This is a genomic window from Paraburkholderia gardini (assembly GCF_907164575.1).
Lineage (GTDB): Bacteria > Pseudomonadota > Gammaproteobacteria > Burkholderiales > Burkholderiaceae > Paraburkholderia > Paraburkholderia gardini.
Window position 1 is genome coordinate 24,373 of the sequence record NZ_CAJQYY010000012.1, and the last position, 19,581, is coordinate 43,953.

The window sequence follows — 19,581 nt, forward strand, 5'->3', positions numbered from 1 at the left end:
TTCGTGTACCAGACCGTTAGCCGCCGCACGGTAATGTCATATATGCGGGATCTGGCTCGGGCTTTCGGGGAGTCACCCCTGCGGGTATTGCAAGGCCGGACCTGGGTTGTCACCTGGGAGAGCACCGACGCTATTCGCGCCGTCGTCGCCCGCGGGTGGTTGCGAGGTGGGACCGGGTGCGCTTATGACGCTCTCCTCACCGGTGTCATTCACCGGTCGCGCAAGCTGCGTGCCCGCCGTAACGATTGCGGAATACACACGGCCGACTGGTTCGCGCGTCGCTGCATACGTTGTTTCGCTGCCAGGCCTGTTTAAATCCAACCTTTTACGTTCGCCTTAAGGCTCGCTTAATTGTTCGCTGCGACTATGAGTCGACCCCTGTTTGGCCGCCAGTTCATCGGCGGCAATTTTTTTAGGCACGAGGGGAGTTCGACGTGAAGCGAAATGCAACCAGCAATGGAGAGTCGACGATGGTTCAGGATAATGTGCGTGAACAGCTTCGGGCCATGTCCAGCGCGGAGCGCGGATTCGCACCACGGACGTGCCGGATTTCCGAGCCTTTTCAGCCGCTCTGGGGGCGCCCGTACCGGTTTGTCGAGTGGTCGCCGCATGCGGAAGAAGATGCGTGTCGCCGCGTCGTGCCTGCGGAAAGCAGCGCGGAAGAGATTGTCGCGACACTCATGGCTCACGTTCCCGGAAGGCGTGTGCGACTTTCCGGCGAAGACGCCTGAGGCAATACCTGCGACAGCGGTGCTGGTTTCACGCGTGCCTTTTTAGCAACTGCTAACTCCACAGCCTGTTTAGACGCATGCTTCGCGAACCGTAGCTTGAGATTCGCGAGATGCCGCCGCGTGCCTGTTGTCGGTCGCTTTAATACCGCCACCTTATTCGGGGGCGACGAGTTCCGTTTCATCGGCAAACACGATTGAATGTGGAATGAAAAGCGTCTGATACCTCTTTTCCCGGGGTTCCAGACGGCTTGCTGCTCTTCAAGGAAAGCATCATATTCGAGACGATCCGACCCGGCATATTCGCCACCCGGCCGGATGTTCTCGCGTATTGAAAGATAAACAGTCCCGACATCTGCGCCCAGCCCGTCGAAGAATCCGAGGTCGCCCGAGACACGGGTAAGCGCTTTGCCGGAACAGTTTGCGACGTGGATCCTGAGTGTCCGCGGGGCGTAGTCATGACGGCCTGCCGTCTGGAACCCATGGATGGTGTTTTTCAGCAGTGCTGATTCCAGTCCGGGACGGAGCTTTCGAAAGCGATGCAACCGGCTGTCGTGATTTTGGTTTATGCAGCTAAAGCGAACGGCTTTCAGAATCTGAATCCGGTTGGCGGAGATATGAAGCAAGCTTGAAAAGCGGCTTTAAAGTGAATGTCGAAAGCGAAAGAAGCGAGCGGTGAATGATGCAGCTGTTGCTTTAAAAACGTGAAGTATTGACAAAACTTTTGTCATTGAGTGGTTGTACGTGGCATAGTGCGACCATCTAAACCTGAAGGGAGGCTCTGATGGCCACACTGGAACAGATCCAGGCGCGACTGAAAAAACTCCAGGCGCAAGCCGATGCGCTTATCGCGCGCAAGACACAAGTAGCGGTAAACCAGATTCGTGAACTGATGCTCAAGCATGGTCTGACGACAGCGGATATCGAAGCGAAAGCAAAAGCACGACGTGAGGCAAATGCTTTAAGCGGTCGTTCGGCGAATGGCAAGGCAAAACCAGTCGGTGCTGCCAAAGGCAAACTTCCGGCGAAGTATCGCGACCCGAAAACAGGTGCTACATGGAGTGGCCACGCACGTCCGCCAGTCTGGATCAAGAACGTCAAGGACCGCACGAAGTTTCTGATCGATGCGGCGGCGGAATCGGCCGCTGCGGTATCGGGTGCCGCCGGGAAAGCGAAGGTCACGGCTAAACGCGGCGCTGCTGCTAAAAAGACAACGGCAAAGAAGGTCGTTGCAAAGAAAACGGCGGCTGCAAAGAAAGTGACCGTGAAAAAAGCCGCCGGTGTAAAAACGGCAGTAAAGCGTACTGTCGCGACTGCCGGTAGAAAGGCTGCTGTCAAAAAGACGGCAGCTAAAAAAGGGGCGGCTAAAAAGGCAACAGCGGTGAAGAAGGTCGCGGTCAAAAAGATCGCTGCTGCTGCGGACACTGTTGCTGCGTCGTAAGTCGTGGATGCGCGTCGTCGGGCGCAAATGGTTCGACGACGCAGTGGACACGGCCAGAACCGGAACCGGTTTTGCCGTCGTGCTCGCCATGTTGTTAGCGATCGCCACCTGAAGGCGCCATGATCGCTCGGGTGACTTTAGATTTCGACTGAAAACCTGATCCGTTTTTAAAGACGATGTCCATGAATACCGGCTTGGGTATGTAAATCTCGCGATCCGCTTCCGTAAGCCTTGCCTTCGACAGGCGCATAGAATTTCGCTGCCTTGCGGGTAGCGAATTCATCACCGAACACCATGTGAAGCGCGAGTGCCGCAATGATGCCAGGCACGATCGCGAGCGCCGCCTGGATGAAAGTTCTGCCGGGCGGCGATCTGGCAATTCTGGCCAGACGATGTTGCTCACTACGCGCCCCGTGGTCCATGTTTGTTTTTCAATGGCTTGTTTTTCAGTGTCCACTCTCCCGTCATAGGGTCGAGAGCACTGCTCTCCCGTGCGTCTATGATGAAGCAAGAGGATGCGCACGCGCGTTGGCAATCTCTTTTCCGGGTTCGCATAAAACCCTCTTCGTGTGGGGGATCGAATGAAGCGCGACGATACAACTGACACAGGTACCGGCATTGAAGCCCGGCAGGACGCTGCTGCCGCATTCTCATCGCTTGCGTCGCCACTCGTTCACGAGGCAATCGCATGCGCTGCGCTGTTAAGCGAGGGCGCCGAGCCCGAATCGATTCACGGGCTGCGTGTCGTGCTGCGACGCTTGCGTTCGCTGTGGTGGGCCTACAGGCCGCTCTTCGATAAAGACGTCGTCAGGCAACAGCGTTCGCTGCTCAAATTCCTCGCGACGACTGCCGGCAAAACGCGCGACTGGGACATTCTCCTGCAGTTGCTCGAAGAAGAAGTAGAGGCAGAATCCGCCTCTTCGAGCGAGCTAAAAGCGGTGCGTGCACAGGCACTGACCATGAGTGTGGAGACACTCGCGAACGCGGGCGTGAAAGACGTGCTGCGCGCAACGCTTTCGGACGCAGCGAAGGCGCTGAACACTGTGCACGAGTGCGTATCGCTCCGGAAATTTGGAGACCGTCGGGTCGCGGCGTGCGAAAAGTTACTGCGCAAACGGATGAAGCGCGCTTCATGTGCGAAGAAATCCGACTACGCGTCGTTGCATGAAGTGCGAAAAGCAGGCAAGACACTGCGCTATCTGCTCGAGCTGTTTGAACCGGTATTGAACGGCGATCATCGCCGGACGCTCAAACGCCTCACGAAAATCCAGAAGCGGTTTGGTGCGCTGAACGACGTCGTCGCGAGTGAAGCACTGCTTGAACAGAACGAAAACCTGTTTGAGGACCGCGGCGCCCGGGATTCCGTCTTGCGATGGCTGAAGCAGGAGCGCAGGCGGCGCGTGCGGGCCGCGCGCAAGCTGTTGTGCGATGCGTAGATGTGCCGTTGCCGTCGCGCGATACGAACGACGAGGCGATGGATCAACACGTTGAATACCCGTGCGGGTAGAGCGGCATGAAGCGCACGACACGCGCAACACCAACGACCCGTCACGCGGCGGCGACTGTTTCGCTGCCGTTAAAGTACGAATGGCCCGCGAGGGCGGGCCATTCGTAGTCGCAAAACCGACTTGTCCAGCTGCTTACAGCGGCTGGATGTTGGCGGCTTGCTTGCCCTTCGGTCCTTGCTTCACTTCGAAGCTAACCTTCTGATTTTCTTGCAGCGACTTGAAGCCGCTACCTTGAACTTCAGAAAAGTGTGCGAACAGATCTTCGCCGCCGTCATCCGGCGTGATGAATCCGAAACCCTTCGCATCGTTGAACCACTTCACGGTACCAGTTGCCATTTTTAATCCAGTAAAAGTTGTGTTCCATCGCGGCCGCCGTATTTCTGGATCGGCAGACGCGAAGTTAGAGTTGTACCACGCCTTTATGAAAACCGCCTATCAGCAAGTACACGGGGTAACGATTTTTTGCGATATTCGCGCATTCTTTTGGTGCGCCCGGGTGGTCACAAATCGTTGCCGATAGTGACCAGGGTAAACTGGACCCACACATCCAGGAACTCCATGACACATTATTTGCAAGATGAATTGACTGCCTTTTGGCGCCGGCTCACCCCTTATTTCGTAATTCTTGAGTCAAATCAACAGGATGGAACCGATCCCATCGGCCGCGTGACGATCGATACCGACGACCATCAGGCCTTCGCGCTTCACACCACCGACGTCAAACCGGCAGGCGATACATCGGAAAATCCGACCGGGCAGAGTGCGACCTACACCCGTTTCAAGCTCGCGGGCGCTGAATGGGGTCCGTGGCAGCGGGAAACCTGGCAGTAACGCGGTAAAAGGGACGTCACCGTCCCTGTCTCTTTCGCCAGCGGTGCGACAGCGGGCCTTGAGGTCGCTGGATGGCCGCCCGGCACAGCAATCCAGAAGCCTGTCATGCCCAACTTCAGATTTATCCCCAGTATGCCCGCCACGTCGGAAGACGATTTCGACGTCTTCGCCGCGACGAAACTCGCCGGCTATCTCCGGTTCTACGGGGTTTTGCGGGTGGTTCGAAAGACGGATGGGAAAGTGTTGTTTCCCTTCGACGGTGCGCCGGAATTCGGCCCTTTCGCGACGAAAAACGAGGCGCTGGCGGCCGCCCAGGTGCAGGGCGAGCAGATCGTCGCCGGCGACCTGGCGCACCCGGAGCTGTAGGCGTTCAAGCCTTTCAGGTCCGTCACCAGAGCGCCGGCAAGCGGGTCGGCGGCGCGTTGCGCGTCTACCGGCCCGCCCGCCAGCCAGAATCAGACGATCCCGGTCGTGTAGTACACCGTGATCACGAAGAACACCGCCAGCGTCTTGATGACGGTGACCGCAAAGATATCCCGATACGATTGACGGTGCGTGAGGCCGGTTACCGCGAGCAGCGTGATCACGGCGCCGTTGTGCGGCAGCGTGTCCATGCCGCCGCTGGCCATGGCGACCACGCGGTGCAGCACTTCCATCGGGATGTGCGCGGCTTCCGCGCCCTTGATGAACAGATCCGACATCGCGGCCAGCGCGATGCTCATGCCGCCGGACGCCGATCCGGTAATCCCCGCCAGTGAGCTGACCGACACCGCCGCGTTGACGAGCGGATTCGGAATGCTCTTGAGCGCGTCGCTGACCACGAGGAACCCCGGCAGCGCGGCGATCACGCCGCCAAAACCGTATTCCGAGGCCGTATTCAGCGAAGCCAGCAACGCGCCGCCCACGGCAGCCTTGGTGCCGGTCGCGAAACGCTCGCGCACGCGGCCGAACGCCGTCAGCATGACGAGCAGGATGCCCAGCAGCAGCGCGCCTTCCACCGACCAGATCGCGACCACGGCTTTCACCGATGTCGTCACCGGCGCGTGCACGCCCGGCAGGATTTCCGGCGCGACGGTGTAGCTTGCGCCATACCATTCGGGAATCATGCGCGTCAGCATGAAGTTCGCGACGCCCACGAGGACGAGCGGCGCGACGGCCAGCAGCGGATGCGGCAGCGCCTTCGATTCGACACGTTCCGGCTCGTTCACGAGTTCGGTGCCGTAGCCTTCGCCCGTTGCCATCGCCGCACGGCGACGCCATTCCAGATACGTGAGCCCGACCACGATGATGAAGACCGAGCCGATCACGCCGAGCCACGGCGCGGCCCACGAGGTGGTCTTGAAGAACGTCGTCGGGATGATGTTCTGGATCTGCGGCGTGCCCGGCAGCGAATCCATCGTGAACGAGAAGGCGCCCAGCGCGATCGCACCCGGCATCAAGCGCTTCGGGATGTTGCTCTGGCGATACAGTTCAGCGGCGAACGGGTACACCGCGAACACGACCACGAAGAGCGAAACGCCTCCGTATGTGAGCAGCGCGCACACCGCAACGATCACCGCATTCGCCCGCGAACGGCCGATGTAGCGAATCGCGGCGGCAACGATCGATTCGGAGAAGCCCGACAGCTCGATCACCTTGCCGAACACGGCGCCGAGCAGAAACACAGGGAAGTAGAGCTTGACGAAGCCGACCATCTTTTCCATGAAGATGCCGGAAAAAACCGGCGCGACGGCGGCCGGGTCGGTCAGCAGCACGGCGCCAAGCGCGGCAATCGGCGCGACGAGGATCACGCTGTAGCCGCGATAGGCGGCGAACATCAGAAACGCCAGTGCGGCGAGGACGATGACAAAGGACATTAAGTCTCCAGAACTGGTTTGTTGTGCGCACGCGCGTCGACGGCCTGACCGTGGACGCAACGAGCCGGCGCTCGCGTACGCAGCTTCCGTGCCAATCGCCGCCAGACGGCGTCGGAGTGGGGGTGCCAGGTACGTGAGCGGCCCGCTGTCCAGCGCGCGGCGCGACCGATTGTACATAAAGTCTCGAATTGGAGATTGAAAGCTGCAATCCCGGGCGCCTGAAACATGGCAATATCAAGACAGACGGCCTTGCTGGCGATCTCGACGTTGAGATAAGCTGTCTACATATGTAGACGGCGGCGCACATAAAACGATAGTGGGAGACAGCGACATCATGATGAACGACTGGGCAGGCCTGCCTGATAACTACAGCGATGTATTGCGAAGGGCGATGGATTCGCTCTTTCGCACGTTCGAGAATTTCAGCGAAGGGACCTTTATCGTCGACGCCGATGCGCGCGTCGTCTGGATCAACAAGCGTTACGCGGCGCGTTTCGGATTCTCCGATCCACAGCAGGCCATTGGCCGCGATTGCGAAGCGGTGATTCCGAACAGCCTGATGCGCGACGTCGTCGCGACGGGCAAGCCGATCCTGCTCGATATCCTTGAAACCGACCGCGAGCCGCTCGTCGTCACCCGTCTGCCGCTGAAGGACGACGCGGGCGCGACAGTCGGCGCTGTCGGGTTTGCGCTCTTCGACGAACTCAAGGCGCTCACGCCGCTCTTTTCGCATTACTCGCGCGTCCAGCAGGAACTGATCGCGACGCGTCAGTCGCTCGCGCAGGCGCGGCGGGCGAAATATACGTTCGCGAGTTTCGTCGGCACGAGTGCGGCGAGCCTCGAAGTCAAGCGCCAGGCGCGGCGCGCGGCGCAGGTCGAGTCGCCGGTGCTGCTGCTCGGCGAGACAGGCACCGGCAAGGAATTGCTGGCGCATGCGATTCACGGCGCTTCCGCGCGGGCGAACAAACCGCTGGTGACAGTGAACGTCGCGGCGATCCCGGATACGCTGCTCGAAGTCGAGTTCTTTGGCGCGGCGGCGGGCGCCTACACGGGCGCCGACCGCAAGGGCCGCGTCGGCAAGTTCGAACTCGCCGACGGCGGCACGCTCTTTCTCGATGAAATCGGCGACATGCCGCTACCCCTGCAGGGCAAGCTGCTGCGTGTGCTGCAAGACAAGGAGTTCGAGCCGCTCGGCTCGAACCGGATCGTGCGTGCGGACGTACGGATCATCGCGGCGACCTCGGCGGACCTGCCGGCGCTCGTCGCCGCCGGACGCTTTCGCGCGGACCTCTTTTACCGGCTCAACGTGCTGACGATCCACGCGCCGCCGCTGCGCGAACGCGTGTCGGATATCGAAGCGCTGGCGTACGCGATACTCGAGGATCTGTCGTTGAACGTGCCGGGCGCGCATTTCGAGGTGCAGGACGACGCGTTGCGCCTGTTGTCCGCATACGCTTGGCCGGGCAACGTGCGGGAACTGCACAACACGCTGGAGCGCGCGGTGATGCTGTCGGACAGCGAGCGCATCGACGCCCGGGCGCTGGCGCCGTTCCTCGGGCCGGCGCGCGCGCCCGTCGCGGCACGCGAAGCGGGCATCGACGTCACGGGCGCGGCCGGCTCCGGTTCCACGACCGCGACGGATGCCGGACACGAAACCTGGACCGGCGCGATGGCCGCGTTCGAGCGACGGTTCCTGAGCGACGCGCTGCGTGCCAGCGGCGGCCGCGTGACGGAAACCGCGACGCGTATCGGTATGGGACGGGCGACGCTCTACAAGAAGATCGCCGCTTACGGTATCGAGGTGTGACATGAATCACGGGCGATTCGCCGTGATGCTGCTCGCGACGGGCATCGCGTTCCACGCACAGTACACGTCCGCGCAGATGGCTTCCACGGCTCCGGCCGCGTCGGCTGTATCGGGTGCGGGCGCATCGGCGGTCGAGCGCAAGAACTGGTACAACGACCCGTTTTTCGCGCTGTCGCACGCGGTGGCGGACTGTCCGGTGCCACTCGGTCCGCTAATGACGAGGGCGCAGATGGAAGACGACGCGCACTATCGCGTCGAGCGCGGCACGACGTGCTGGCTCGCGCACAAATGCACGAAGCCCAACTCCTATATGTACGACCCGGACATCGCCGCTGCGATTCGCGCGCGGTTCGCCCAGCCGGAAGAGCTCGCCGGCACGAGTATCTGGATCACGGTGCAGCGTCGCTTCGTCTATGCGGAAGGCTGCGCGCCGGCATCGTTCGATGCAGCCGCATTGCAGAAGCGTCTGGAAGCGATTCCCGACGTCGAGCAGGTGTTCATGCGCGTGACGCCCACGCCGGGCGGCCCGCTGCCCTACAAGACGCTTGCGGCGCCCGACTGACGCAGCGCCGCGGCCGCGTGGCAAAATCGCGGGATCGGCAGAAAAAGAGATCAACCGGGGTTTTTCAATGAAACGCAATCGTCCGTTCCGCGCGCAACCGCGCTTCGCCGCACGCGCCCTGTCTGCCGCCGCTGCCGCGTGCGCGGGCATGGCACTCGCCGCGCTGGCCGGCTGCAGCAGCGCGCCGCCGCTGTTTTCTCCCGATGGTCTGCCCACCACGCAGGTCCAGTGTTCCGCGGCCGGCGGCGATGGCTGCGAGCAGCAGGCGCGCGGCATGTGCGGCGGCCCGTTCGAGATCGTGCGCCAGACAACCGTCGACGGCGTGCGCAACCTGATTTTCGCATGCAGGAAGGCGAGCTGAATCTGGCCTCAGCCGGCTCACCGCAATGAACCGGCTTTCCTACTGGCCGCCGCCGTTTCCAGGTAAATGCAGCAGTAGCCGGACCAGATCGGGCTGCCGGTTCGTCGCTGTCTTCTGATAGATCGCCTGCAACTGCTTGCGCACCGTGTCGTGCTGTACGCCGATGCGCGCGGCGATTTCCTTCGGCGACATGCCTTCCGCCAGAAAATGCGCGACGCGGCACTCGGCAGGCGTCAGATCGAACGCGGCGGCGAGCAGGTCTTCGTCGACGGGCGGCGCCGACGGCGGGTGATAGAAAATCAGCATCACGATTGCCCGCAGCCCGAACACGGCCGACACTTCGCCCGGCGCGATCAGGTTATAGAACGCGTAGAGCGTGTCCTGCGGGAATGGGCTCGTGCTGTCCTGAATGCGCATCACGCGATAGCGCGCCGCATCCGCGTGCACGTCGGCGTTGGCGACGCGCAGATGCGCTTCGGTCGCCGCGCAGTCTTCCAGAAAGCGTTGCTGGAACGGCGCGGGCAGCGTCACCTTGCGATTGTTCGTGCGCACCATCATCGTGGTCTGCAGCAGGCGCTCGGCCGCGCCGTTGAGCCGGAGCACGTCGCCTTCCGTGCTCGCGAGAATGACCGGCTGACGCCAGCGGTTGACGAGCGCATGCCCAACCAGCGCGTCCGTCGAAAACACAAAGCGCTGTACCTGAAATTTGACCGCGCGGGCGAGATGCGGCGTCAGGCGTTCGAGTATCGCTATCGCGTCCAGAGCGAATGGACCCTGGTCAATGGTTCTCAGACATGCGAAAAAAACGGTAACCGTTTCATCGTCGACGAGTTTTACGCACGACGCATAACGACGTCCGCCTGGTAAAAGGAATTCCTGAAAGAACCGGTTATTACGGACAAATTCTTCGTCAAAATGCTCGTGACAATGTAACCACTTGAGTACCGGTTGAGACCACAGCATCGAAAGCCGCGGATCAATGTGGTGATAACGACGGATGTAACCGAGTTCACGGCCTGGAAGCAGATTGAAACCGTCGCTAAATGAAAGCGCATTGTGCTTTTTATCGAAACCAACGAGATGAATGGTTTTCGCGTCAATGAGTTCGGCAAGCTCTGCGTAAAGTACCTGCCAGGTTTCTGAAGCCGTGACGGTGTCATATATCCGGTGTACCAGCCGGTCATACCGTTCTTCGTCCCGTTCCACTGCGCCCCCGTGTCGTCGCGGCCCTGGTGGTCGATGGAAGATTCAACCGGCCGCGCATTTCCGGTCTTTTCCGCAAATGAGGAATATACAGTCCAATTAACCGCCGTTAACCTTGGCAGCCTTTGCGACAATCTCGCGCATGCGGTGGTGTTTTTCCGTGCGGCGGCTAACGGATGAATGGAAGATCCCTGTCTTATAGTCTGCACCGATGTTCCGCAGTATTGCCGTAACATGCGTTTCCTTGCATTTTTCAGACGACGCCGGGCAGAGCGTCGGGAAGCAGGATTTTCCTTTTTCAGGTAAAACGCGTGATTGCGGCACATTTCAAGCGGAGAGAACAGCATCAGAAACAGCAATTCCGGGGAAAGCAATGAATCATCACCAACTCGAAAAAGATATTGAGCATCTGGAACACGTAATCTCGCGACTTTCGGATCAGGATCGCATTCCGCTGTCGTACTGGCGTGACCGGATCGATCGCGTGCTGGGCGCGGCGCTCGTGCCTTCGCAGGCGAGTCGCGTCAAGCGCCTGAATGACGCGCTGCGCGCGCTGGAAGCGCGCATACAGGTCAAATGACACATCCGCGCGCGTGGCCGGCTCGCCCGCCGCGCCACGGTCTATTCCCGTGTGACAATCCTCCGGCGGCGCGGATGCGCCTCGCGCACCGCCCTGTGCGAGTGCCGCTTCACCCGTGCAACCAGGACAACTCATGATCCACGCAGGATTCTCAGCCGCGCGGCTGGCGAAGCTGACCGCGGCCATGCAGGGCTATGTCGACCGGGGCGAGGTGGCCGGTGTCGTGACGCTGGTCTGGCGTCGCGGGGAAATCGCGCAGATGGACACGCTCGGCGCGCTCGACGACATTTCCGGGCAGCCGATGGCACGCAACACGCTGTTTCGCATCGCCTCGATGACGAAGCCCGTGACGAGCGCGGCGATCATGATGCTCGCAGAGGAAGACCGGCTGACGCTCGATGCGCCCGTTGCACGCTGGTTGCCGGAACTCGCGAACCTGCGGGTGCTGCGCGACCCGGCTGGCCCGCTCGACGATACCGTCGAAGCCCGCGCGCCGGTCACGATTCTCGACCTGCTGACGCATCGCGCCGGCTTTGCCTATCACTTCACGGCGCTCGGGCCGCTGGCCGAAGCGTATCTGGGCGCCTTCAACGGTTTTGAATCGTCGGAAGGGCCGGACGGCTGGCTCAAACGCATCGCGGCGCTGCCGCTGATGTTCCAGCCCGGTTCGCGCTGGCACTACAGCATTGCAACCGACGTGCTCGGCGTGCTGGTCTACCGCATCACGGGCATGTCGCTCGGCGACTTTTTCCGCACGCGCATCTTCGAGCCGCTCGGCATGCGCGATACCGCGTTCTGGGTGCCCGAGGCGCAGCTTTCGCGCCTCGCTACTGCCTACGCCATCGATCCGGCGACGAAACAGCGGGTTGTCGAGGATCACCCGGAACGCAGCCGCTGGGCCGATCCGGCGCGCTTTCACAGTGGCGGCGGCGGGCTCGTCTCGACCGCGGAAGACTATCTCCAGTTCGCCCGCCTGCTGCTGGGGCGCGGCCGCGTGGACGATACGCGGTTGCTGTCGCATCGTTCGGTCGACCTGATGCGCTCGAATTTCCTGAGCCGTGACCAGCGCCGGCAGCCGTCATTCGGGCACATCGTCTGGGCAGGGCAGGGTTTCGGGCTGGGGCTGGCCGTCGTCGACAATCCGGCGCAGCAGCTGCCGCTCGGCTACCGCTCGACGGGATCGTTCGGCTGGCCCGGCGCGTACGGCACCAGCTGGCTTGCCGACCCGGTCGAAGACATGGTCGCGATGATGCTGATCCAGCGGCGCGATATCGAGCTGTTTCCGATGTCGGTCGACTTCGAGCGCCACCTGTACGACGCCATCGACGACTGATTCACGCAGCACGCAAGGCAGGTCGCGTAGCATGCCGGAATGACGGCACATGGCCAGCGTCTTTTCGGACTGGTAAAGTCAGACCGTCATCGACACTGACTGGAGACCCTGCCTCATGGCCAGCTACAAGCAGTTGACTGCGCAACTCGAGAAGCTTCACAAGGAAGTCGCGGTCGCGCGCGAGAAGGAGATGGCGCAGGTCGTTGCCGACATCAGGCTGCTGATCGAAGAGTTCGACATCACGGCTGAAGAACTCGGCTTTGCCGCCTCCGGTACGAAGGGGACGAAGAGCGCGAAGGCAAAAGGCCTCAAACCGGCGTTGCCGGCGCGCTATCGCAATCCAAAAACCGGTGAAACGTGGAGCGGACGTGGACGCTCACCAGGATGGCTCGCCGGCAAGAATCGCGAACGCTTCCTGACCGAAAGCTGATCAGCTGCACAACGCAGTGTGCGGTGCTGTGCGCTTAGTGCGTACGCGGGTGAGTTGCGCTGCTGCCGCTTCTGCACCGTTTCCTCTGGTCCCGAAAACTCTCACCTTTGACGATCGGCCGCTCTCTGTCGCCGCAGATGGAACGATGCCTCGACGTCCGTGCGCCATGTATCGCGACGCGACACCGGTGTCACGCAACGCGGCCTCGCATGATGACTGCGCGAGGTGAACGCGCAGCGCGTGTGTTATTCCTCGTGTCTCGCAAAGCCTTCCAGTAAAAGGCTCTCCGCCCAACAGGACCATGCGCGCATCGCGCTGACGATCGACACTTCAGCGATGTTATCGGCTCGATATGCACCCACGCGTGCATGCCATCGTGGTTCACCCGCGTGCCTTCGCTCTTCACCTGAAACACGTCGCCAACGCCATCGCCGGGCAGGTCCCGAAAACCCTCACCTTTGCCGGAAACCGGGCTCGCGTCACCGCGTGCGCCATGTCCGTTTCGATTGCGTGGGCGCCGGAAACAAGGCCCCTCACGCTGAACGAAGCCAGCCGGAGCTGATCGGCCATTCGACGGCCTGCCCCGTTTCCCGACGCGGCCGGCCATGACGTGTATCATTCGTCCCGGCGCTGTTCTGTGCCGGGATTTCCCGTTTTTCGAGCGGTTTTCCCCACCTTCGCCGCCCGCGTCTGGCACAGCCGGCGCACCAGCCAGCGCCGGCCGTACGCCGTGGCGCGCGCTCGAACCCCTACCGTGATTCCCAGCACCGATGTCAGTCTCCGAACTCAAACGCCGCCGCACCTTCGCGGTCATTTCCCACCCCGATGCGGGCAAGACCACGCTTACCGAAAAGCTGCTGCTGTTTTCGGGCGCGATCCAGATCGCGGGCACCGTGAAGGGCCGCAAGAGCAATCGCTACGCCACGTCGGACTGGATGGAGATCGAAAAGCAGCGCGGCATTTCGGTCGCGAGTTCGGTGATGCAGTTCGAGTACGGCGAAGCCGTCATCAACCTGCTCGACACGCCGGGCCACGAAGACTTCTCTGAAGACACGTACCGCGTGCTGACCGCGGTCGACGCCGCCGTGATGGTGATCGACGGCGCGAACGGCGTCGAGGCGCAGACGCTGAAGCTGCTCGAAGTGTGCCGCAGCCGCAAGACGCCGATCGTCACGTTCATCAACAAGCTCGACCGCGAAGTGCGCGAGCCGCTCGAACTGCTCGACGAAATCGAGCAGCATCTTGGCGTGGCGGCGGTGCCGTTCACGTGGCCGATCGGCATGGGCAAGGATTTCCAGGGCGTCTACGACATCCAGCGCGACCAGGTGCGCGTGTTCCGCGCCGGTCAGGACACGGCCGGCGGCGCGGTGGAAACACTGCATAACCCTTCCGATGAAGAAGGCGAAAAGCGCTTCGGCCAGGCGTGGATACGTGCGAAGGACGAGATCGAGCTGATCACCGGCGCGTCGCCGGAATTCGATCGTGAAGCGTTCCTGGCCGGCGAGCAGTCGCCGGTACTGTTCGGCTCGGCGATCAACAACTTCGGTGTGAAGGAAATTCTCGACGCGCTCGTCGATCTCGCACCGCCGCCTTCGATGCGCATGGCCGTGCAACGTCCGGTCATGCCGGACGAGCCGAAGTTCACGGGCGTCGTGTTCAAGGTGCAGGCCAACATGGACCCGTCGCACCGCGACCGGGTGGCGTTCATCCGCGTGTGCTCGGGGCATTTCGAGCGCGGCATGGCGCTGAAGGTGACGCGTTCGGGCAAGACGTTCCGCGCGAGCAATGTGGTGACGTTCCTGTCGCAGCGCCGCGAAACGGTCAGCGAAGCCTATGCGGGCGACATCATTGGCATTCCGAATCACGGCACGCTTTCGCTTGGCGATACGCTGACCGAAGGCGAGATGCTGCAGTTCGTCGGCCTGCCGTTTTTCGCGCCGGAAATTTTCCAGACCGTCGAGGTGGTCGATCCGATGCGCGCGAAGCAGCTGGGCGAAGCGCTCAAGCAACTGGGTGAAGAGGGCGCGATCCAGGTCTTCCGTCCGGACCTGGGCGGCCTGACGATCCTGGGCGCGGTCGGCCAGCTGCAGTTCGAAGTGGTGTCGCACCGGCTGTCGACCGAATACAAGGTCGACGTGCGGATGGCGCCCGCGCGTTACCGCATGTCGCGCTGGGTGACGTGTGACGATCCGGCGGAATTGCGCCGCTTCACGGATTCCTACGCGGCGCGGATCGCGCTCGACGCATCGAACGCGCCGACGTATCTTGCCTCGCACATCTCCGAGATCGAGGTCGCGCAGAAGGCATGGCCGAAGATCGTTTTCAACGAACTGCGCGAGCATTCCGGCGCGCCGTTCAAGAAGGCGATGTAGCGGGCGGCGTTCCGTTCACACTGACGATTCCGTGATGCTGGTCGAAGGAATATCATCGAGCGATCTCGCCGCCGGGAACAGAGCCGCGTCCGCCTGCCGATACGCGGCCCGATGACAGAAAACGCCCGACGAGGCGATCTGACCCAGCACAGGCGATGCCTGAGGAGACAGTATGGCGACGGAAACAGCACCGGACACGAACCCCGCGGCTGCGGGGGTTCAGGCGAAGCGCCGCACGCGGGTCAGGTTCGGCATTCTTGCGCTGCTCGCGGTCGGCACTGCGATCAATTATCTCGACCGGTCCGTGCTCGGGATCGCCGCACCGGGACTCAGCAAGGAGCTGGGTCTGTCGGCCGTGGCGATGGGCTTCGTCTTCTCGGCGTTTTCGTGGACCTACACGCTCGCGCAGTCTCGCCGGACCTGCCGCGAAGACTGATTCCCCGATCTGACGATGCTTGAGGATCCGGCGCAGCACGATGCGCGGTCAAGAAGACATCGCCTTACCGCTCATATGTGAGCGATAAAGCGGGTTTACAGCTCACGTACGAGCGCTAAACTATCACGCCGACCACGCAGTCGCGTCATCGCATCAACGTAATGCCGAGGTAGCCGAGGTAGAGCAGCCCGTTCACGAGCAACGCCCAGATCGCGAGACCGGGCGCACGCGAATTGATGCGTATCCACGCGGCCGCGATCAGCGTGATGACGACGCCCGTCACCACTTCGATACGCGGCTCCCACGGCGTCAGCAGGATACCGATCGCGGGCAGCAGGGTGCCCTGAAACACCATCGCGCCGGTGATGTTGCCGAACGCGAGCGTGTCCTTGCCGCGACGGATCCACAGGATGCTGTTGACCTTTTCCGGCAGCTCGGTCGCGACCGGAATGATCAGCAGCGAGAGCAGGAGCGGCGAAATGCCGAGCCCTTCGGAGACGCCGCGCACGCCATGGATGAAACCCTCCGCACCCCAGACGAGCAGCGCGACGGCGAGCAGCAGCTGCACGCCGACCGTGAGCAGGGTGGTGGGCAGGCCGATGCGCGCGAGCAGCATGCGGCCCGGTGCCTCGGTGCCGTGTCCTTCCGCGACGAGACCGCTCGATGCGCGGAACGTCATCGCCACATACGTCACGTACACGCCGACCAGCGCGACGCTGAAAAGCGCGCGCACGGACGTGCGTTCGTGCGGCACGTACATCGCTACCGCAGCAAGAAAGAACGCGAACAGAAAATAGTTGAGATCGCGGGTAAAGCCGGTGCGCTCCGGCACGATGCGTCCATTGACGCCACGCGTACGCAGCACGGCGAGCGTCATCAGAAACGTCGACAGCGTGGAGAGCATCAGCGGCGCGCCGAGAATCGCGCCGACGCCGATCTCCTGGTTCACGCCGCCAGGCCCCGTGCTGCTGGCGATGGCGAGGAGCGGCACGATCGTTTCGGGCAACGCGGTGCCAACGGCCGCGAACAGCGAGCCGGTCACGCCTTCGGAAATTTTCAGCCGTTCGCCGAGGTGTTCGAGTGCGTTCGTGAAGAGCTCGGCCGCCACCAGAATGACGACCAGCATGATGGCGAGTTCGACGAGGAGTGAGGTCACGCGCATCCCTCCGCACGGCAAGCGCGGGATCGCGTATCGATGGACGATGCGGCTGGAAAGGAACAGCGATGCTTCACAGGGAGTCTCCGGGGCCGGACGTACACGAACCATGACGCACCGCTTCCCGTCCGACCCGGGACGAAGCAGTACGCCAATGGTCTCGCCAGACCGGTGCGGTCGAATGCGCCATGGCCCGAGGCGACTGAACCGCCGGGCCAGATATGTTGACGCATTCTCCTCCGGGGAAGGAGGAAGGCTACTCCCCAATGACCGGGCGATTCTAACGGCACGCGGCACTTTCAACAAGCTTGCCGCCCTGGATTCGCCATGCCGCTGCGGGATCCGGGCGAGCCCGGCGCGCCGACTTCGCCTATCCTGTTGGAGGATGCGCACGTCCGTAGCGCCTGCGTGCCTCCTCCCTGCCTGGGTCGACCCGGGCTCATCTTCTCGCTCTCGCGGAGTGCCTGTGACCGTTCGCAATCTCGACGCGTTGTTCCGGCCGCAATCCGTTGCCGTCATCGGCGCCTCGAAGCGCGCGGGCAGCATCGGCGAAATGGTGTGGACACGCGTGCTCGACGGTGGCTTCGGCGGCGCGCTGTGGCCGGTCAATCCGAAGTGCGACGAACTCGACGGACATCGCGTGATGTCCGACGTCGGCGATCTGCCCGGGCCGCCAACCGTCGCGCTGATCTGCACGCCGCCCGCGACGTGGGCCGCGATCGTGCATCGTCTCGGCGGCATGGGCACGCGCGCGGCGATCATCGTCGGCGAAACGCGCTGCGATGAAGACCGGACCGCGCTGCGCCACACGCTGGCCGCGGCGAAGCCGCATTTGCTGCGCATTGTCGGGCCCGCCAGTCTAGGCGTCGTGACGCCCGCGCTCGGCGCGCATCTCGGCGCGCCGTCGTGCACGGTGAAGGCAGGTGGCGTCGCGTGGGTCTCGCAGTCCAATGCGCTGACGAACGCCGTGCTCGGCTGGGCGCATGCGCGCGGGCTCGGCTTTTCGCATGCCGTGGCGCTCGGCGACGAAGCGGACGTCGATGCGGGCGATGTGCTCGACTATCTCGCGAGCGATCCGGGCACACGCGCGATCCTGCTCGAACTCGATACGGTGCGTGCGGCGCGCAAGTTCATGTCGGCGGCACGCGCGGCGGCGCGAAACAAGCCGGTGCTCGCGTTGCGCGCGGGCCGCTCCGATCCGGCCGACGCGCTCTACACGGCCGCGTTTCGTCGCGCGGGGATGGTGCGGGTCGATTCGCTGGACGATCTGCTCGATGAAATCGAAACCCTGGGCGTAGGCCGCGTGGCCGCGAGCGATACGGCGACGCTGATCACCAGCGACCGCGGCGTCGCCGCGCTCGCCTCCGACGCATTCGCGGCGTCGGGCGACACGCTGGCGCGCTGGCCCGACGACGCCACCGAGGTCGTCGCCAACGCGCTGCCGAAAGCGACGCCGGGCAACCCGTTGCTGCTCGGCGACGATGCGCGGCCCGAGCACTTCGGCATCGCGCTCGAAATGCTGGCGCCGAGGCGCGCGACAGGCACGGCGTTCGTGGTCCACGCATCGACGCACAGCGCGCCCGCCGCAGAGGTAGCGCGCGTGCTGTGCGCCCAGCAGAAATTTGCGTATCGCGGGCTACTGGTGTGTTTTTTTGGCGGCGTCGATACCGCGACGCGCGATGCGCTGCACGCGCACGGCATTCCGGTGCACACCACGCCGCAGCGTCTTGCGAGCGCGTTCGCGCGTCTTGTCGATTACCGGCTTGGCCGCGAATTGCTGATGCAAACGCCGGAAGGCTTGCCCGCGCAACTGCCCGAATCGATCGACGCGGCGCAGGCCCTGGCATGCGCCGCGCTGACGGCGGCCGAAGCGGGGCAGGTGGCGGACGCGACGACAGTCAGGCTCACCGGCGAGGAAGCCGCGCGGCTACTCGGCCACTTTGGCCTCGTTGTAGAGCAGCAGGAATCGGCGGAGCGGGCGATCGTCGACATCGCGGTCGAACTGCATGACGACGAAAACTTCGGACCCGTGTTCCGCTTCACGGCGCCTTCGACCGATGGCGTGTCGCCGCCGATGCACACGTACGGTTTGCCGCCGCTCAATCCGGTGCTCGCGCGCGACATTGTTGGGCGTTCGCCGTATGCGCGCCTCGTGTCCGCGGAACCGTCACTGGTTGCGTTGACCGGGCTTTCGCAGGCAGTGTGCGACGTGCGCGAGATCGTCGGACTCTCGCTGACGCTGCGGGTGTTCCAGACGCGCACCGTGCTCGTCGCGCCGTGCGTGCGGCTTGGACGCAAGCGCAGCCGCCTTGCGATCGTGCCGTACCCGCGCCGCTTCGAAGAGACGCTCGACTGGCACGGCCTGCGCGTCACGATCCGGCCGGTTCGCCCCGAAGACGAAGCCGCGCACAACGAGCTGGTGAAAGCGATGACCGCCGATGATCTGCGTCTGCGCTTTTTTGGCGCGGTACGCAGTTTCGATCATTCGCAGCTCGCGCGGATGACGCAGATCGATTACGACCGCGAGATGGCACTGATCGCGACGATCACCGACGAGCACGGTTCGATGCACACGCTTGGCGTCGTGCGCGCGATCGCCGATCCGGATAACGAAACGGCTGAATTCGCGGTGGCGCTGCGCTCGGACCAGAAGGGACGCAAGCTCGGGCGTCTGTTGATGGAGCGGATCATTGCGTACGCGCGGGCGCGCGGCACGCACTGGCTCGTCGGCGAGGCACTGCGCGAGAACACGCCGATGATCCGGCTCGCGCAGGCATGCGGCTTTAGCGTGACGAAGACGGAGGACCCGGGCGTGGTGGGGTTCCGGATGGCGCTGGATGAAGAGGCGGGCGATAGCGGGGCGTGAGGGTGACTATGCCGAACGTTCTATTTATCGGAATGTCGTTCTGCTTTACGCTTCGTATTAGTTAGTTATACGGAGTGTGATCATGGTGATGCCAGCAATATTGAACCAGCG

Annotated in this window: 19 protein-coding genes, 1 pseudogene and 1 riboswitch; of the genes and pseudogenes, 14 read left to right on the forward strand and 6 right to left on the reverse strand. The window is 62.8% G+C overall.

The window, feature by feature from the left end; translation table 11 throughout:
- The first annotated feature begins 506 nt into the window (after positions 1 to 506).
- Entirely contained in the window at positions 507 to 731 is a 225-nt protein-coding gene (locus tag LPA34_RS11855; protein WP_228978486.1) for a DUF2866 domain-containing protein, read from the forward strand.
- Here the strand turns inward: LPA34_RS11855 and LPA34_RS11860 are convergent.
- The gene (locus LPA34_RS11860) at positions 686 to 1,354 is read right to left on the reverse strand and encodes a hypothetical protein (RefSeq protein WP_228978508.1); all 669 of its coding nucleotides are present in this window, start codon (positions 1,352 to 1,354) and stop codon (positions 686 to 688) included. The genes LPA34_RS11855 and LPA34_RS11860 overlap by 46 nt on opposite strands.
- Before the next feature lie 158 nt (positions 1,355 to 1,512).
- Here LPA34_RS11860 and LPA34_RS11865 point away from each other — a divergent pair, with 158 nt between their 5' ends.
- Entirely contained in the window at positions 1,513 to 2,169 is a 657-nt protein-coding gene (locus LPA34_RS11865) for an H-NS histone family protein (protein WP_228978261.1), read from the forward strand.
- Positions 2,170 to 2,263: 94 nt separating this feature from the next.
- Here LPA34_RS11865 and LPA34_RS11870 read toward each other — a convergent pair whose 3' ends face one another.
- Positions 2,264 to 2,626, reverse strand: a complete 363-nt coding sequence (locus LPA34_RS11870; RefSeq protein ID WP_228978263.1) for a hypothetical protein — start codon at positions 2,624 to 2,626, stop codon at positions 2,264 to 2,266.
- A 124-nt stretch (positions 2,627 to 2,750) separates the two neighbouring features.
- Here LPA34_RS11870 and LPA34_RS11875 point away from each other — a divergent pair, with 124 nt between their 5' ends.
- Entirely contained in the window at positions 2,751 to 3,605 is an 855-nt protein-coding gene (locus tag LPA34_RS11875) for a CHAD domain-containing protein (protein WP_228978265.1), read from the forward strand.
- Between the two features lie 204 nt (positions 3,606 to 3,809).
- Here the strand turns inward: LPA34_RS11875 and LPA34_RS11880 are convergent, their stop codons facing one another.
- Positions 3,810 to 4,013, reverse strand: a complete 204-nt coding sequence (locus LPA34_RS11880; protein WP_090535384.1) for a cold-shock protein — start codon at positions 4,011 to 4,013, stop codon at positions 3,810 to 3,812.
- Between the two features lie 222 nt (positions 4,014 to 4,235).
- Between LPA34_RS11880 and LPA34_RS11885 the strand changes: the two genes are divergently transcribed.
- Together LPA34_RS11885 and LPA34_RS11890 are read left to right on the forward strand one after the other, a co-directional pair.
- Positions 4,236 to 4,508 (forward strand): hypothetical protein, encoded by a 273-nt coding sequence (locus tag LPA34_RS11885; protein ID WP_228978267.1) that lies wholly within the window; start codon positions 4,236 to 4,238, stop codon positions 4,506 to 4,508.
- Between the two features lie 105 nt (positions 4,509 to 4,613).
- The gene (locus LPA34_RS11890; RefSeq protein WP_228978270.1) at positions 4,614 to 4,874 is read left to right on the forward strand and encodes a DUF6723 family protein; all 261 of its coding nucleotides are present in this window, start codon (positions 4,614 to 4,616) and stop codon (positions 4,872 to 4,874) included.
- Positions 4,875 to 4,963: 89 nt separating this feature from the next.
- On the opposite strand, the gene LPA34_RS11895 is transcribed toward LPA34_RS11890, so the two are convergent.
- Positions 4,964 to 6,364 carry a GntP family permease gene (locus LPA34_RS11895; RefSeq protein WP_228978272.1) on the reverse strand — a complete coding sequence of 467 codons (1,401 nt, stop codon included), beginning with the start codon at positions 6,362 to 6,364 and terminating at the stop codon, positions 4,964 to 4,966.
- Positions 6,365 to 6,698: 334 nt separating this feature from the next.
- Between LPA34_RS11895 and LPA34_RS11900 the strand changes: the two genes are divergently transcribed.
- The 3 genes from LPA34_RS11900 to LPA34_RS11910 all read left to right on the forward strand — a co-directional run bounded on the left by LPA34_RS11900 (position 6,699) and on the right by LPA34_RS11910 (position 9,094).
- Entirely contained in the window at positions 6,699 to 8,171 is a 1,473-nt protein-coding gene (locus LPA34_RS11900) for a sigma-54 interaction domain-containing protein (RefSeq protein ID WP_324251729.1), read from the forward strand.
- Positions 8,172 to 8,247: 76 nt separating this feature from the next.
- Positions 8,248 to 8,733 (forward strand): BON domain-containing protein, encoded by a 486-nt coding sequence (locus LPA34_RS11905; RefSeq protein ID WP_228978490.1) that lies wholly within the window; start codon positions 8,248 to 8,250, stop codon positions 8,731 to 8,733.
- Positions 8,734 to 8,800: 67 nt separating this feature from the next.
- Positions 8,801 to 9,094, forward strand: a complete 294-nt coding sequence (locus LPA34_RS11910) for a hypothetical protein (RefSeq protein ID WP_228978274.1) — start codon at positions 8,801 to 8,803, stop codon at positions 9,092 to 9,094.
- 39 nt (positions 9,095 to 9,133) lie between these two features.
- Here the strand turns inward: LPA34_RS11910 and LPA34_RS11915 are convergent, their stop codons facing one another.
- The gene (locus LPA34_RS11915) at positions 9,134 to 9,781 is read right to left on the reverse strand and encodes a helix-turn-helix transcriptional regulator (protein ID WP_228978275.1); all 648 of its coding nucleotides are present in this window, start codon (positions 9,779 to 9,781) and stop codon (positions 9,134 to 9,136) included.
- Between the two features lie 889 nt (positions 9,782 to 10,670).
- Here LPA34_RS11915 and LPA34_RS11920 point away from each other — a divergent pair.
- The 5 genes and pseudogenes from LPA34_RS11920 to LPA34_RS11940 form a co-directional block, all read left to right on the forward strand.
- Entirely contained in the window at positions 10,671 to 10,877 is a 207-nt protein-coding gene (locus LPA34_RS11920; protein WP_228978492.1) for a hypothetical protein, read from the forward strand.
- 133 nt (positions 10,878 to 11,010) lie between these two features.
- Entirely contained in the window at positions 11,011 to 12,210 is a 1,200-nt protein-coding gene (locus LPA34_RS11925) for a serine hydrolase domain-containing protein (protein ID WP_228978277.1), read from the forward strand.
- Between the two features lie 115 nt (positions 12,211 to 12,325).
- The gene (locus tag LPA34_RS11930) at positions 12,326 to 12,640 is read left to right on the forward strand and encodes an H-NS histone family protein (protein ID WP_228978279.1); all 315 of its coding nucleotides are present in this window, start codon (positions 12,326 to 12,328) and stop codon (positions 12,638 to 12,640) included.
- A gap of 770 nt (positions 12,641 to 13,410) precedes the next feature.
- The gene (locus tag LPA34_RS11935; RefSeq protein WP_228978282.1) at positions 13,411 to 15,012 is read left to right on the forward strand and encodes a peptide chain release factor 3; all 1,602 of its coding nucleotides are present in this window, start codon (positions 13,411 to 13,413) and stop codon (positions 15,010 to 15,012) included.
- A 172-nt stretch (positions 15,013 to 15,184) separates the two neighbouring features.
- Positions 15,185 to 15,421: pseudogene (locus tag LPA34_RS11940) on the forward strand (MFS transporter); the annotation flags it as partial.
- Positions 15,422 to 15,593: 172 nt separating this feature from the next.
- On the opposite strand, the gene LPA34_RS11945 reads toward LPA34_RS11940, so the two are convergent.
- A complete protein-coding gene (locus LPA34_RS11945) occupies positions 15,594 to 16,604 on the reverse strand; it encodes a sodium:calcium antiporter (protein ID WP_228978283.1) in 1,011 nt (336 codons plus the stop codon).
- A gap of 90 nt (positions 16,605 to 16,694) precedes the next feature.
- Positions 16,695 to 16,881, reverse strand: a riboswitch (yybP-ykoY riboswitch).
- A gap of 189 nt (positions 16,882 to 17,070) precedes the next feature.
- Here LPA34_RS11945 and LPA34_RS11950 point away from each other — a divergent pair.
- Positions 17,071 to 19,470 (forward strand): GNAT family N-acetyltransferase, encoded by a 2,400-nt coding sequence (locus LPA34_RS11950; protein WP_228978285.1) that lies wholly within the window; start codon positions 17,071 to 17,073, stop codon positions 19,468 to 19,470.
- The last annotated feature ends 111 nt before the right edge of the window (positions 19,471 to 19,581 follow it).